Consider the following 16396-nt stretch of genomic DNA (forward strand, 5'->3'; position numbering starts at 1 on the left):
ATAATTGGACTGCCAAAGCGCGCCTGTTTAAATTTCCTCGGAGGTTAATTCATGTTGTACCCCCTTGATCATGTCTTTTTTAGTAACAATTATTTGCTCAATGGCCAGTATATCCATTTCACTTTTTAAAAAACATTGCAAAGCGTCTTCTGGGGTACATACAATGGGTTCATCTTTAACATTAAATGAGGTATTAATGAGAATAGGGCAACCTGTTAAGTCAAAAAAAGCCGCTATTAAATTGTAAAATTCCGTATGCCTGTGTTTGTTGACGGTTTGAATCCGAGCTGAAAAATCTACATGTGTAACAGCAGGTAACACCGATCTGGTAACTTTTAATAACTCCAGTCCCTTTTTGTTTGCAGCATCGGCAGCCGGCAGGCGGTGCTTTTCTTTGATGGAGCTTACTAAAAGCATGTAAGGACTCGGGCTGGTAGTATTGAAATAAAGGTGCGCGTATTCTTCCAAAACAGCCGGTGCAAATGGCCGGAATGATTCCCGGAATTTGATCTTTTGGTTCATGACCGATTGCATATCCGCCCTACGCGGATCACCCAGAATACTGCGGGCTCCTAATGCCCGCGGACCAAACTCCATGCGACCCCTGAAATAACCAACAACTTTGCCTTCATCAAGATACCTGGCAATCGTTTTGTTAAATTCGGCTTCATTTTGGACCTGATAATGTAGCCCCCGGTTCGCAAGCATTTCGGCAATATATTCTTTTGTAAATGAAGGCCCGAGCAATGCATTTTTCATCAGGTCATGGCCGGTCTCTTTACGCTGGTTGTTCAGGTACTGATAATGTGCAAAGTAAGCAGCGCCCAAAGCGCCTCCGGCATCTCCGGCGGCAGGTTGTATCCATAAGTTCTTAAATCCCGATCGCTCCTGTATCTTACCATTAATTACACAGTTTAAGGCCACGCCGCCGGCCATACACAGATTTTCATTCGGATAAGACTGCTCCAGATCAGTAACCATATTCAGCATGACCATTTCCGTTACTTTTTGTACAGAACAGGCAATATCCATATGAAATTTATCGAGTTTTTCACCTGCTTTTCTTGGGCCGCGGCCAAACAACCGGTAAAAGCGTTTATGGGTCATGGTTAAACCCGCGCAGTAATTAAAATACCGCATATTAAGCCGGAAAGAACCATCCGGCTTTAAATCAATAAGCTTTTCAAGAATCAGGGGTACAAAACCGGGTTCTCCGTATGGGGCCAAACCCATCACCTTATATTCGTCACTGTTTACCTTAAAACCGAGGTAATAAGTGAACGCTGAATAAAACAACCCTAAAGAATGAGGGAACCGCATCTCCCGGAGCAATCGCAGCTTGTTACCACTGCCCAGCCAAACGGAGGTAGTGGTCCACTCTCCTACGCCATCGGCAGTAAGCACAAGGGAATTTTCAAAAGGAGACGGAAAAAACGCGGAAGCCGCGTGGGCTTGATGATGTTCGGTAAAAAGCAGGTTATCATCTTGATAAGTCCACCTCTCATCTATGTGGCCAAGCGCTTTGATGATATGCTTCTTCATGAATACCTTATCCTTTATCCACAATGGCACCGCTTTTAAAAAGGATGGCAAGCCGGCGGGCGCCGTAGCCAGATAAGTTTCAATCAAGCGCTCAAACTTTACAAACGGCTTTTCATAAAATACAACATAGTCAACCTGACCTAGTGAAATTCCGGCCTCCTCAAGGCAATACTCTATGGAGAAAGCCGGAAAACGGGCATCATTTTTTATCCGCGTAAAGCGTTCTTCCTGCACTGCTGCGATGATTTCACCATCGCAGAGTAGGCAGGCCGCGCTGTCATGATAATAAGCAGATATACCCAATATATACATCGGTTTAGAATAAGGAATAAATAAATGGAGCCAGAACAGATCCCTGTGCCATAACCACCAGCATACCTAAAAGAACAAGTAAAATAAATAAGGGCCAAAGCCAAAATTTACGCCGGTGTTTTAAAAACTCCCAAAATTCAACCAGTAGTTCCATATTTTTAAAACTGTTTTTTCAATGAAGACGAAACTGCCTGCTTATCATCCGTAAGCCAGTATGACTTTTGCCGGGGTTGATATTTTCTGTTCAACGGATCGCGGCCTGTCATTTTTAAAATCAGGTTTACAGGCGTAAAAAACAGAATATATATCAGGGTAAGCCAGATAAGGGTATTCATGTAACCCAGGTAATGAGCCAGTTTTTCCCAGATGATACGCGGCATTAAAAGCCACGACGGCTTCATCAAACTCAGGCTGATAAATAACAACGCAAAACCGGCAAAATACGGCCATGCAGGCAGCGCTTTAGTATGCTGGTATAAAGCTATGGCTGCTAAAACAGCACCAAGCGTTAATCCAAATTTGCGGTTATCCTTATTGGCCGGTCGTTTATCTGCTATCATACGCTTTTGCATTAATTACCCCTGTTTTCAAGGTTAGCATAATTTTTTTTCAGTTGCTCCTTGAGCAGGTTATTAGCAGGGTCTTTTTTAAGTGCATTATTAATGCCAATAATAGCGGTTAGCTTTTTGCGGACACTTAGCAACATGCCGTTACCGGGATTATTTTTCAGCGCGTAGTCAATATAATCGATGGCCTTTTCCGGACAATTAACCTTTACTTCCAAAACAAACAGCTTTTGCGCAAGTGCTATGGATGATTTTATGATAAAAGCCCGGTGCCAGTAATTAATAGCCTTAAAATTGTCGCCGTCCGCTGCGCTGAGTTGCCCGGCAAAAAGGTAAAATGCAGGATCGTACGGATATTCGAGCATCACGGCTTCAGCTACTTTTAACATGGCTCGCTTATCATTCTTTTGCTGATAAAAGCTCATAAGCTGATCCATGGCATCATTCCAGGGCAAGCCATTTTTGAGCATATGCATAGCAATAAGTTCTTCAGGTGTACGGGGATAAGGATCGGCGATTTTTTTATTGTTAAAGGGCCAGCCCTTTTTTAAAAAAGCTATACTATATGCACCAAATAACGAATCTACCTTGGTTATCGGCATCTGTTGCCATAACTGTTTAACGGAGATACTTGTGACCGGCTTAGCCGCAATGACGCGATGGGCGGTAAGGGATTGAAAAAATGCTTCAGACATGAGCGAATAACCCCATAAATTGGGGTGTACATGCTCGAGCAGTGTGCTATTATCCAGTATTCCATAAACCGATCTGCTCTCAAATGCCTTTTTGGTGTCAACCAGATAAACACCGGGATACCTTTTAGTTGCTGCTGTGATAACGCTATCCATTTGTTCAGGAGCCCTGAATCGCAGCATATCCTGATCTTTCGCCTTTATAAATAACTGTCTGGCTTTCAGGCTATCCTTTTTCAGGTAGGCCTCCATACCTTTTTGATAAGTTATACCCGCCCCATTACTCGGGTCACGGTCGCTAATAAAAGGCGGCAAGTCTTTTTCATTGCTGACCAGGTTACTTATCAAAACAGGAATTTTTTTGGCCGATAGTAAACTACATGCCGCATTAATGTTCCGCGCAAACTGGGTAATACCTGTTTTAAATTTAACCGACTGGTAAGCTATACGCTGGTCGGCTGCCATTCGCTCCATCAGACTTTTATTCACACTATCTCCTTTTGCACCGGTAAGGCGCCCCACTGTTGATAATGTATTAAAGGCGAGCTGAACAACCCGGAGCTTTTTAAGCGATATCAGCGATTGTATAACCCAGCGCTGATTACCCAACTTACTGGTTGACCCGATCCCCAGGGCGCCGTAATATTCATTATGACCGCTGTAAATCAATACCGCATCGGGTTCATATTGATCCAGTTCCTTAGCCATATCCAGCACGGTATAAGAGTTAACCGCTGTAAGCGAGAGATTAATGATCTCAAAATCGACGTCAGGATACATTTGCATCAGCCTGTATTTTAACCAGCGATGAAAAGCGCCATTATGCATATAGGGATATCCTATAGTTGTCGATTCGCCTAAAACAAACAAGCGAATGGTTCCTTTACTCTTTTTTATTTTAAATGGTTCAAAATTGCCAATGGTGGCATTTGCGGCATTGGTAAAGTACCGTTCGGAAACGTATTTATTCATCACCAGGCAATCCGGACAACTTTCATCAGTGACAAACAAGGGGAGGTTATGCCCATAGCTGAAAAGTCTTAATGTCCCTTCCAGCAATGCCAGCAATAAAAAAGGCATAGCAATAGCAGTCAGCTTAAAAATGATCTTCTTTTTTTTACTGATCTGACTATTCGCTTTTGCGTTGTTTTTTACTGCCGGCACTTGTAATATTGTTATTGGTCGTGGTTATTTGCCTTGATATTGACGCTGCTTATCCGTGTGGGCAGCCAAACCTGCATTTCGGATTTACCCCGATTGGCCCAGGAATAATAGGGGATCGCCGTGAGTGTGCCCTGCGCTGTTTTTACACCGTTTCCGTCATCTGTGGGTGCCAAAACCGGAACCTGCGCTTTGATGGTTACTATCCCATTCAACATATTCTGATCATATGCTACGTTAAAAGCAGTATTTTCAGGGACGATGTAACTTTGTTTCTCTTGATCGGAATTAACCTGTTCAACACAATACATGAGCGGCCCTCTTTGCAACGCTATCTTATTCACATTTACCTTTACACTATCAATCGCCTTGATTTTGCGAACGGGCATTGGCAAATTAAGGCTTAGCATATCACCTTTTTTCCAATCGCGTGTTATTACGGCATAGCCATTCTGCATGATATATTTTGCCGGTTTACCGTTTAAGGTAATGGTAAATGTACTGTCGGCCTTGTCTGTAAACTGATAGGTTTCGCCCGGTACCGGCTGGTTCACCGCCCAGCCCGGAATCCGTACGTGTAACGGAAAGTTCAATTTAGATACCGGGTTCACAGCCATTTTGATATTTCCGTTCCACGGGTAGTTGCTTTGCTGCTGCAATTGCACTTTACCCTTTTTTAATGCAACTGTAGTACTGCTGCCAACAAAAAGGTTTACCCAAACGGCATCGTCACTGGATGCATAAATATAATTGCCTAATGATTCTACCAGCCTGGCGATATTGGAGGGACAGCAAGCGGTACCGAACCATTCGCTCCGTTGATAATTATTATCTGAAGCCAGCGGGTTTCCATAAAAGAAACGGTCGCCGCTTAAGGATAACCCATCAAGCGCTCCGTTATAAAGACTGCGTTCCAGCACGTCAACAAATTTGGCATTACCTGTAAGTAAGTTCATTCGTTCGTTCCAAAGCACCATCCCTACTGAGGCGCAGGTTTCGCAATAAGCGCTTTTGTTCGGCAGATCATAGTCAACCGTAAAACCCTCATTACTGCCAGATGAACCTATGCCGCCGGTAATATACATGTTGCGGTATACGACGTCTTCCCAAACATTATTCATTGCTTTCAGGTACCCCGGATCGTTGCGGGCGGCGCCAACATCTGCAGCACCGGTATACAGGTACATGGCCCTTACCGCGTGCCCTTCAATTTGCGATTGCTCTTTTACCGGTACATCATCCTGGCAATACTTTTCGCCCATGTGCCTGTTAGTCCAGATAGCGCCCCTGCCATAACCGTGTCCGCGTTGCTGCAAATACCAATCGGCCAGGTCAAGATATTTTTCTTTTCCGGTAGCCTTGTACAGTTTAACCAATGCAAGTTCTATTTCCTCGTGCCCGGAAACCCAGTGGCGGTTCTGCTGTTTGAAGGTGCTGTCTATGTTGTCGGCAACGCGGCTTGCCACGTCGAGCAGTTTGCGTTTTCCGGTGGTATTATAATAGGCAACCGCTGCTTCAATCAGGTGACCGGCGTTGTAATCTTCATGCTTTTCCATATCAGACCAGCGGTTCTCCAATCCCGAGAGGGTATAATAGGTATTCAGGTAGCCATCAGGCTGCTGGGCGGCGGCTATTTTGCTGATCCATTCATCGGCCTTTGCTTCCAGCTTAGCATCGGGATGGTTTTTAAGGGAATAGGCAATGGCTTCCAGCGCCTTGTACACATCAGAATCGTCAAAATAGATGCCTTCATGTTTTTCGCCCTGTTTGCGTGCTACCTTTTCAAAGTTCCTGATACGGGGCGTAACCACTTCGGTTTGCTGTATACAAACGGGTATTGTTATATTCGTTACCGTATTGATCCGGGGCGACCAGAATTTATCATTGATTTGCACCTGTGCAAAGTTAACCGGTGTCATTTTTACGATGTTCTGTTGCGCATTAGCCGCCCAGTGTATCATTGCCGGCAGGGCAAGCAAAACAAGCTTTCTTTTAAGAATGTCCATATTGTAAGGTTTATATAAGCACCGCAGATAAACCGCGGTGCGGTATGCATTTAATAACCTGGATTTTGTTTAAGATTTGGGTTTGAATTGAGCGCTTGTTGCGGTAGCGGGAAAATGATCTTATCGTCGCCTTTAGGCTTATGCGACAACCAGCTTTTTTTGGTATAAACACCAAAGCGTATGTCATCACGTCTCCTGAAACCTTCCCAGGCAAACTCATAACCCAGCTGGTCTAAAAATCCGCCATATTGTACGGTACTCTGATCGGCAGGATCTACAATCTTGTAATTTTCAACATAACCATATTTGTAAACCGTGTTTTTGGTAAGATCAGCGGCGGTAACAGCAGCTTCGGCCGGATTCTTTTTAAATGCCCGGGCTCTTACCTGTGTAACCAAAGCGGCGGCTTGCGCAGCGTCGCCCGTTCTTAACAAACATTCCGCTTTCATCATTAATACCTGTCCGTATCTGAAAAAAGGAAAGTCATTGCTCAGATTTGACATTGCCCCTAACTGAACTTCAAACTTGTTCATGCGGTAGCCTTCAGATTCTCCGGTGAATAATCCGTTAGGAATATCTTTAGTAAAATTTAATGGTTTGCCAGCCTGGTCATAGGAACCCAATAAAGGTTTGCCATCTGTGCCAAATTGCGGCCCTATAAGCCAGGTATCATTTAAACGTTCATCATTGGCGCTATAGGTATCTATAAATTGCGATATGCCCATAGCCGACCCGGATCCCCATGGTGTGGCCTGCATATTTTTTTTGCCTTTTAAAGCACCATGCCAGGAATACATTTCGGTAAATAAGCCCTGTGCCAGCGTTTGGTCAAAGGGTATGGCAAACACGATCTCAGGTGAGTTTTCATTTTGGGTTTTAAAAATATCGGAATAGTTGTTTTCAAGTGTGTATTTACCCACAATGTCATTACACTGTGCTAAACACTCCGCCCATTTAGCCTGGCCCGCGTAAACCTGTGCGTTTAAATAAACATTGGCCAGCAGTGCTTTGGCTGCCCATTTATTAAAACGGCCGTACATCGTTTTATCCTGAACCTCGCTCAAAGCCGGTATGGAAGCTGTTAATTCGGTTACCACAAAATCATAAATATCCTTACGGGCGGTCATTTGCGGAAGTTCCTTGCCTGATGTTGTTACCAGAGGCGCGTTTCCAAAATTATCACAGACCAACCAGTAGTAAAATGCCCGTACCGTTCTCATCTCTCCAAGTAAAGCTTCTTTGCTTGATCCGGCTACCGGAGCTATTGTTCCCTTTTCTATCTGCTCGATGATCCGGTTACAATTAATTATTCCCGAATAGAATGTATTGAACATATTATTGAGCTGGGGGTCTTCGGAATTATAGGTATGCAAGTGCATGTGTTTGTAGATACCGCCGTCGTCCCAGCCCGAGGCGTTAGCAGGCATCACTAGTTCGTCACTAGTAGTTTCCTCCAGCATATAATAGTTCTGATGGCCAAACATGTCGCGCATTTTAGCATATACAATCCCAATGGCGGCATTGGTATTATCATATTTATAAGTTGTTGAGGTAACGTCTGAGTAAACAACCTCATCAAGATTGCTTTTGCATGCCGTTAAAGCGGTTATCATGAGTACCGACACAGCTGCTATATATTTTAAATTGCTCATAAAAAATCCTGTTTAAAAAGTAAAAAATGCGCCTAAGGTATAAGTCGAAGTAGCCGGATAACGATTTTTATCGTCTACACCCGGGGCGAGTACTCCTGAACTGTTATTTGAGGTAAGGATAGACACTTCCGGATCAATACCTTTATAACCTGTAAAGGTTTTCAGGTTGGATGCAGAAGCGTAAACCCGGATGCCTTTAATCGCCTTTATTTTTACAGGTATATTATAGCCAAGTGTAACGTTGTCTATCTTCCAGAAATCGCCATTTTCTATATAATAACTTACATATTGCAATGACTGGTCATCGGCGAGCGCAACTTTGCCATATATTTTATCATATGATCCCTTTAGAAGATTACCCCTGGTCAGCATTACAGGCGCGCTATAGTATAATTGCGCCGAGTTATATATTTGGAAGCCAAATGCACCCCGCATGCTGATATTAAGGTCGAATTGCTTATAGGTGAAAGTATTGTTCCAGTTGAGGTAATGTTTTGGTAAACCGTTACCAAGTATCGTTTTGTCGTTGGCTGTTTGATTAGCAATAGGTTTTGGTTTACCGTCGGCACCTTGAATAATCCAATGACCGGTATCGTCAATGTCAACACTTTTAAAACCGTAGAAATTACCCAGCGGCTGCCCGATTTGCACACGACCGGTTTGCTGTTGAATAGGTTCGCCGGTATTACCAACATCAAAAAAACCACTCGCCAATTGGAAGTTTTTATCTGACAACGAAAGCAGTTTATTACGATTGGTTGAATAATTTACCGATGTGCTCCACTGAAAGTTAGTTGTTGTTACCGGAATGGCATTAATCTGTACTTCAATGCCTTTATTTTGCATAGAAGCGGCATTGGCTATAATATTGTTATATAAATATGGTGGAGATGCTACCGGGTAATTAAACAACAGATCGGTAGTTTTACGTTTGTACACATCTATCGATCCACTTATGCGGTTGTTGAGAAATCCATAATCAAGTCCTATGTTTATTTCTGCCTTTTTTTCCCAGCGCAGATCGGGGTTGGCATTACTTGAAGGATTTACAACTTGTATGAATTGACCATTAAAGTAATTATACGTGTTAAAGTTTAGCTTATCCAATGATTGATAGGGTAATGCTGGTTCTGTTCCTGTTATACCATAGCCTGCTCTTAATTTCAGGTTGCTCAATGTCTTGCTGTCTTCAAGAAATGACTCTTTCATCACATTCCAACCGCCGGAAACGGCAGGGAAATTTCCGTATTTATGGTTTGCCCCGAATTTTGAAGAACCTTCCCTACGTATACTCGCAGTGAGCAAATATTTATCTTTATAACTGTAATTTACCCGTGAAAAATAACTAATCAGCTTGTTTTCAGCCTGGTAAGAAAACAATGTTGACTGACCGCGTGATAATGCCAGCCCTGCACGTATGTTGTTATAGGTAAACTCATCGGTCGGAAAATCAAAGTTTGACATACTTGAAAATTGCGAGCCCAATTGCCTCCAGCTATATCCTGCCAACACATTGATCTGATGGTCATTAAATCGCTTGCTGTAGTTAGCTGTTAATTCAAGCAGGTCTTCCTGATTGCGAAGATTGGTTATAGCGGCGTAACCGTTTTTGCCGTCATGAACTGTAGAATATTGGTCTTTTGTTTCATAGTACCCAACATTAGAGTTATTGAGGTTTCTCGAACCTAACAATTTAATGTTCAAGTCGTTTATCGGCAAATACGTAATAGTTCCTATTGTGCGCAAATTACTATTCTTCATTAGTCCTACTGTATTCTGCAATAATGAAACAGGGTTCTGATAATCAGTTTTATCCGGATGCTCAACAAATTCCCCATTATCGTCTTTAACGCGATCTGTGGGATTATAAGTGAGGGCATTTCTGTATACACCGCTATTATATCCTGCATCAGGTAAACCGCTGATATTATTGAGGTCACCTGATGTACCTACATAGTTACGCTGTTCAAAACCACTCAGGTTAGCATTAAATTTTAACTTGCCATCAAACATGGTGTGGTTAACCTCAATGCGTGGATATAATATATTATTATCGGATTGTTTCATTATACCCTCAAGCCTCCGGTAATTGAAGTTAACTACATAGTTAGTATTTTGAGTAGCCCCTTTAAGACTCAGGTTATATACCTGCGAAAATGGAGTTTGGGTGACCTGATCAAGCCAGTTCGTATCATGTCCATAGTCGGTGGCACCAGGTTTTTTTTGTGCTACAAGCTGACGGTATTCATCAGCATTCATAAAATCAAGCTTTTTTGTAATACGTTGGGTGGAAAAATAAGTATTAAGCTCGATGGTGGGCGCCGTATTGGCCTTTGCCTTTTTTGTGGTAATCAGTATTACACCATTTGTTCCGCGGGTACCGTAAATTGCCGCGGCCGAACCGTCTTTCAATACATCAATTGATTCAATATCTTCGGGTGCAACGGTGGTCAGCGTTCCCGGTACGCCGTCAATTAAAACCAATGGGGCTGTACCTGATAAAATGGTTGTAATACCGCGTAAATTAATTTGCGAAGTAGCAGTCGGGTTACCGTCCGTTGTGGCCACGGCCAAACCGGCCACTTTACCGCGAATGAGTTGCGCTGCATCGGTGACCGAGCCTTTTACAAAGTTTTCGGATTTAACGCTGGATATGGCACTGGTGATATCACCACGTCGTTGGGTACCGTAACCTACTACTACAACCTCATTCAGATTTCGAGGCTCGTCTTTTAACTGCACATTTATCACCGTGTTATCCGGCGTTATAGTAACCTCCTGGCTAATAAAGCCTATAAAACTAAAAACAAGTACTCCTTTATTATCAGTGAGTTTCAACCTGTAATTACCGTTAATATCAGTAATAGCGCCCGTTGAAGTGCCTTTCAGCACCACATTTACGCCCGGTAAAGGCAACCCTTTGGCATCACTTACTGTACCGGTGATGGTAACCGGTACTTTTTGGGGAACGTTTGTTTGATTTTCCTCCTGTTTGCCTTTTATCGCAATGGTTTGTTGTATAATGGTATAACTTAATGGTAAACCTTTAAGACACTGATCCAAAACCTGATTTACAGTAGCACCGTCCGCCTGGACCGTTACCATTTTTGTTTTTAGTAAGCCAAGCTTACTGTCATAAATAAAATGATAATTACTTTGTTTTTTGATCTGCTGCAGTATCTTCTCTACCGAAACATTGCTTTCGTGTATCGTGATGTTCTGTGCAAAGCTTCCGGCATGTACTTGTGTAAATGCTACAAACAATATAACAGCAATAAGTTTCATAACCAGCAATAGTTTGGACATACCGGGCCATATAGCCCCGGGCTTTAATTTAATTTTCATACTTTAGTGAAGTTTGGGTTAAACGCTTAAGTTCAATTTGTCATTTCTGATGATTTGGAGCCCAAGCTATACGCCGGTAGGTGGTGCAACACTTACCGGCTTTTTATGGCTCCAATTCTTTTACGAGGATTGTTGTATTTCTTTTCTCATATTACATCTTTAGGTGAATAATTAGGTTTGTTATCAAAATAGCAAAGCCTGACCTTCTCATGTGCCGGCTGTTGCTTAATTAAGTACTTTAACGCTTTTTCCATTGATGCGGAATTTGGCGCCCTCAAATTCGAGCAGGTTGATCAGCCCCGACAGATTCACATTTCTGGACATGCTGCCGGTAATTTTAATATCAGAGGGGTGATCTGCGTAACTGACGTCAAGATCATACCAACGCGCGGCACTTTGCATGACATCTTCAATAGACGAATTATTAAATTCAAACAACCCGTTTTTCCAGGCTACTGCTTCCTCTGTGTTAACTTCACTGATATTTATCCCCAATTGCGTTGAAGAAGCATCCAGCTGTGCTTGCTGGCCGGGTTTAAGCATTGTTGTTTTTGCGCCCGAAATAATTTTCACACTTCCCTCCAGCAAGGTTGTTTTTATAAGCCGCTCATCAGGATAGCTATGCACATTGAAATGTGTGCCCAGCACTTCAATTGTTTGATGATTACTAATAACCCGGAACGGTTTTAAAGGGTTATGGGCGACTTCAAAATAAGCCTCACCTTCAAGACGCACCGTACGATCATTTCCCTTAAAGTCAGTTGGAAAAGTAATAGAAGATTCGGCATTTAAGAACACCTTTGTTCCATCAGCAAGTATTACATTGTATTGCCCGCCACGAGGGGTGGTCATCGTATTATAATTTACTTTTTCGGAATTAGCGCTGCCACCCTGATACCTCAGCTGGCCATCTGCGGTTTTGTCAATAACTACATTATTGTCGCTGGCCAAACGTCCGTTTTGGGCACCAGTAAGCATAATCCGCTGTCCGCTGGCAAGCGTAAGCATAGCTTTATTACTACCCGGTGATACGTCGCGCACGGGAGCTTTACGGTGTGGCGCGCTCGCGGTTAAATCCGGCAGCTCTTTTTTATAAAAATAAATTGAAATGGTAACCGCCAATACGATGGAAGCCGCGGCGGCAATCACCGGCCACAAGCGTATAATCCCTTTTCGGGGTTTAATATTTGCCTTAATGAGCGTTTTTTTCAAAAGCTCGGCATACAGATGTTCGAAGTCATCCGTATCGGACAAAAGTCTTTTTTCACTTTGCGAGGCGTACCAGTTTTCGATAAGGTGCCGTTCATCGGCTGAAGCACTCCCATTTAAATATTTTTCAATAAGCTGATCTGCCTGCTGTTGGTTCATGAAATTGGTCTTACCTGATTGGTTTAAAAGTAAGACACGCAGAAATCACCCTGGGGGTATCGGATTTGAAAATAAATTAAAAAAATTGACATAAAAGCCCTAACGCCACAAAGCCAGTAACAACAGGGCGGTACCGCCCGATTCTTTTAAATTGTATCGAATCACCTTGAGCGATTTATTGATCTGTTTTTTCACGGTTTCATCAGAGGTACCCAGCAATTTACCAATTTCTTTATGTGACAGGTTTTCTTTCCGGCTCAATTCAAACACCTGTCGCATCCGAGGCGGTAAAGCAGCTATTTCTTTTTCTATCGCAGCCATAAGATCACGGGTGTCAATATACTGAAGCGTTTCTTCGCTTGCTTCTGAGACATATATGGCTAACGATTCGAGATAATCGTTTCTATATTTATTTTTCCGGATTGCGTTCAATACTTTGTGTCGCGCGATAGTGTACAGGTAGCCTGCTAAATTTGACAATTCAGGTATTTTCTCCGGATATAGCCATAAACCGCTGAAAACGTCCTGTAAAATATCCTTAGCGTCCTCCTCATCTCTTAGCATTTTATAAATATGCCCGTACAACAGCCTCCAGTAGCGGTTATAAACAACCTGAAATGCGGGCTGGCTACCCGACTTTATTAAGTCGGCCAGTTCGATATCCGTTAAAGTAGTTAAAGGGGACAATTGGTTTTTTTAAACCGAATCTACGCAAAAGATCAGCAAATGCAACAATTTCATTACAAGCCCCTGATAAAAATCAATAACCAGGCAAAGCTGGCTGCAAGACTATTCCTTCCGGCAGCAATATCGGTGCTTTTATCGCGCTGGCCACCATAACTTTTCAAACCATCAAAGCGGTGGTAAAGAACCCAGTCAATAGTTTGCGGACAGGTGAAACATTCGCCCGAAATCCTTACCCTCTCCTTTCTTGTGTGTAAGGGCTCCTTTGTCGGGAAAGCTCACCGGTCAGCAAAGACTTAAGTCAAGCGCTCGATCAAATCTGCAGATCGTATTTACAGCTCCTCAAACCAACATGCTTGTTCGCGATGATAACCTCGATCAGCGTTATTTAAAGGCTATCTTGCGAATTTCATGTACATGATTATCAGAGAAATAGATTTCGTTCTCGGTCTTCCCCATCGCTAGTGATTGCGCATAAACATCTGCTTTCCGGCCTATACCATCCCTGCCCGTATTTAAGCCATCCAGTCCGGCGATAACGGTAAGTTTTCCGTTGTCGATACGTTTGATATAGTCACTGGCTGCCAGGTAAATGGTTCAGCTGTCCTTGTTTAGAATAATACTGGTTATGCCACCCAAATCCAGATTTTTTATATGCGCGCTGTATAACCATTGGGTAAATGCTGATACAAGTGTCCTCCCATATGCAAAATACATCACTTTAATGTACCCCACCGCAAGGGCGCTGAAGTTCCGGTGCCGCTCTTCACTTTCGGGGTATTCCAGGTACTCGTTAGTAAAGTTTGGCGGGTCGGCGCCAATCCAGCCCGATCTGGTGTGATGAGGAATTTTACCGGACCTCCATCTTGCCCAGACCAAAAAAAGTCTCCATACGGGTCTTTAGCCAGCGTACCGAAAATCGCATAGAATGAAGCAATGTCAGCCCGGATCAGCAGATATAGATACAAGCCGTTAAGCGTTACAAAAACATATCTTTTGACGGAGCCTATCCATAACAGCTACAGCCGCGCAAACGTGTTTTCCAGGCTGAAAAGCAGGCGGTCACTGCAGGTTATCCAAATCAGGCTGATAACGAGATATATACATACGATCCTTAAAACGCCAGATCTCATACCACATCAGTAAATAAACTCCTTTAAACAATAAAATTAACTATTGGTTACGCTTTGATCAGATTAAGCGGTGAACCACATGCGTCGGGAGATGATGGATGAGCTGTACCATCATTTATTTTTTTTGAGATTTGATAACCGATCCCGGCGAAGACCGTGAAGACAAGATGCGCCGGGACAAGCTGCAGGTAATATTTATTAAAGCTCAAAGCAGGCGGCAGCGGGTGCATTTTAAAGGTTGTCTTCCAAACGGCTACTGCAAGTAACCCGCTTAGCCCGCCCAGCCATAGGTTTGTTTTCAGGTCAGGTTTTAATTTTCCTTTTCGCCAGAGCTCAACGTAGACCAGTGCAAACAGCAAGCCCATCCCATAGTGGCCGAGCCAGCCTAAAGCCAAGCGCTCTTGCTTGCCCAGTTTTGGAACAAGCCGACGCGCCAATTGTCCCAGGCGCTCCGGTTCGCTGAAGTTTTCTCCATCGGCCAAAGAGACCAGGTAACTAAATAAGGTCATGAAAGTAGTACCCGCAATTCCACTAATTAATATTTCCTTAGTTTTCATCGTTATTGATCTTAGCCAGGTCTTTGGTCGCATATTTTCTCGTGTTTTCTTTTTCATATTATTCCCCCTCCTTATCACTTTCTGCCACGGCTTTTTTGTCCTCTTCCAGCAGGTTGGTCGTAAAAGGGTTTTCGGCTAACAACCCGGCCATAAAGGCAAGGTTTGCTGTCATATAACGCAGGCTTTTATTGGTATACAGATATCGCTCGCCACCAGCCTCGACATAATCCTTTTCGCCGCCGGCCATACCCACCCAATAGGCATTCACATTTGGGGGAATGGTAAAGCCGACCTCCTGGAGTGACCACAGTACCTGCGCGGCGCAACTGTGGGCACCATCCTCGTTTCCGGTAATCAGACAGCCGCCTACTTTATTATAAGGCATATATTGACCATTCTCCTTGCTGCTCAGGTTCTCATCACGGAAGATAGCATCTAGACGTTCGATCACCTTTTGTGAGGTTGAGGCGAGATGGCCCATCCATATTGGGGTGGCAATAATGAAGATGTTACAAGACTTGATTTTTTCCAGTAGCACGGGCCATTGATCTCCTTCACCTTCATCCGAGCTATTGCCGGTCAGGACCTTGTAATCGTTAAGCCTGACGATCTCCGTTTCTATCCCCAGTTCTTTGAATTGAGCCGCAGCTTTCTCAGCCAGCGCGCCGGTGTTGGAAAAATCCGGGTTGCGTTTTAATGTACAGTTGATCATAAATGCTTTCATAGTAATCGGTTGTTTAAAAGCAACTGACTGTTAGTCTGTTTGTTTCAAATACTTTTATTTAATCAGAAGGAAATGTGGGTGTTTTTTGCAGTTGCTCACCGGTGTCAACGGCCAGGCAAAGGCTACGGGCACTTTTCTCAATTGGAATTTTTATCTATGTTAATACTTGACCAACTCCGATCAGTATGTACATCTCAAAAGTTAAAAAAGATGTGATCCGGCGGCATTTACATCACGGGTGAACCCAACATCAGATACCTTGCGGAGCGACTTGAGCTCCGGCATTCTACCATTCGGTTTTACATCAGTGAGTTCCGGCTGCTGGAACAGCAGCGGCACGATAAATTAGAAGATTACAGCTCAGACGAAGAAGCGGTCTTTAATATCATTGGTAATACCTATCACGATGCATCAACCTCTGTTCAATATCAATGTACCTTCAACCCCATCGATAAATTAATCGAACTATTCGAAGAAAATAAAAAACTTTACCAGGAACTCCTTCGAAGCGAACGCGACAAAGTCGAGATCCTAAAAAACAGGACTAAAATAAGTTCTCGACGGAAATCCGGTGCGTGTAAGTTGTGGATGATCTTTATCGGTGAATTTGCTGCCTACGTTGACATGATGCATCGGTCTCCTTATCAATTGAAC

General features: G+C 43.3%; 12 protein-coding genes. All 12 read right to left on the reverse strand.

Annotation, left to right across the window (positions count from 1 at the left end; all coding sequences use genetic code 11):
- Positions 1–27: 27 nt before the first annotated feature.
- Entirely contained in the window at positions 28–1854 is a 1827-nt protein-coding gene (locus tag SNE25_RS20000) for a carbamoyltransferase family protein (RefSeq protein ID WP_321560769.1), read from the reverse strand.
- 4 nt (positions 1855–1858) lie between these two features.
- The gene (locus SNE25_RS20005) at positions 1859–2008 is read right to left on the reverse strand and encodes a DUF5989 family protein (RefSeq protein ID WP_321560770.1); all 150 of its coding nucleotides are present in this window, start codon (positions 2006–2008) and stop codon (positions 1859–1861) included.
- A gap of 4 nt (positions 2009–2012) precedes the next feature.
- Positions 2013–2414, reverse strand: coding sequence for an SxtJ family membrane protein (locus SNE25_RS20010; RefSeq protein ID WP_321560771.1), 402 nt, complete (start codon positions 2412–2414; stop codon positions 2013–2015).
- Positions 2415–2425: 11 nt separating this feature from the next.
- Complete coding sequence (locus SNE25_RS20015; protein WP_321560772.1) at positions 2426–4276, reverse strand: hypothetical protein; 1851 nt, start codon at positions 4274–4276, stop codon at positions 2426–2428.
- Between the two features lie 11 nt (positions 4277–4287).
- Positions 4288–6279, reverse strand: coding sequence for a glycoside hydrolase family 127 protein (locus tag SNE25_RS20020; protein ID WP_321560773.1), 1992 nt, complete (start codon positions 6277–6279; stop codon positions 4288–4290).
- Positions 6280–6329: 50 nt separating this feature from the next.
- Positions 6330–7931 carry a RagB/SusD family nutrient uptake outer membrane protein gene (locus SNE25_RS20025; protein ID WP_321560774.1) on the reverse strand — a complete coding sequence of 534 codons (1602 nt, stop codon included), beginning with the start codon at positions 7929–7931 and terminating at the stop codon, positions 6330–6332.
- 12 nt (positions 7932–7943) lie between these two features.
- A complete protein-coding gene (locus SNE25_RS20030; RefSeq protein ID WP_321560775.1) occupies positions 7944–11276 on the reverse strand; it encodes a SusC/RagA family TonB-linked outer membrane protein in 3333 nt (1110 codons plus the stop codon).
- Between the two features lie 225 nt (positions 11277–11501).
- Positions 11502–12644, reverse strand: a complete 1143-nt coding sequence (locus SNE25_RS20035; RefSeq protein ID WP_321560776.1) for a FecR family protein — start codon at positions 12642–12644, stop codon at positions 11502–11504.
- Between the two features lie 99 nt (positions 12645–12743).
- Complete coding sequence (locus SNE25_RS20040) at positions 12744–13331, reverse strand: RNA polymerase sigma factor (RefSeq protein WP_321560777.1); 588 nt, start codon at positions 13329–13331, stop codon at positions 12744–12746.
- A gap of 594 nt (positions 13332–13925) precedes the next feature.
- The gene (locus SNE25_RS20045) at positions 13926–14207 is read right to left on the reverse strand and encodes a hypothetical protein (protein ID WP_321560778.1); all 282 of its coding nucleotides are present in this window, start codon (positions 14205–14207) and stop codon (positions 13926–13928) included.
- A gap of 301 nt (positions 14208–14508) precedes the next feature.
- Positions 14509–15075, reverse strand: a complete 567-nt coding sequence (locus SNE25_RS20050; RefSeq protein WP_321560779.1) for a hypothetical protein — start codon at positions 15073–15075, stop codon at positions 14509–14511.
- A gap of 1 nt (position 15076) precedes the next feature.
- On the reverse strand, positions 15077–15742 hold the full coding sequence (locus SNE25_RS20055) for a flavodoxin family protein (RefSeq protein WP_321560780.1): 666 nt from the start codon (positions 15740–15742) through the stop codon (positions 15077–15079).
- Positions 15743–16396 lie beyond the last annotated feature (654 nt).

This window comes from Mucilaginibacter sabulilitoris, from assembly GCF_034262375.1.
GTDB lineage: Bacteria > Bacteroidota > Bacteroidia > Sphingobacteriales > Sphingobacteriaceae > Mucilaginibacter > Mucilaginibacter sabulilitoris.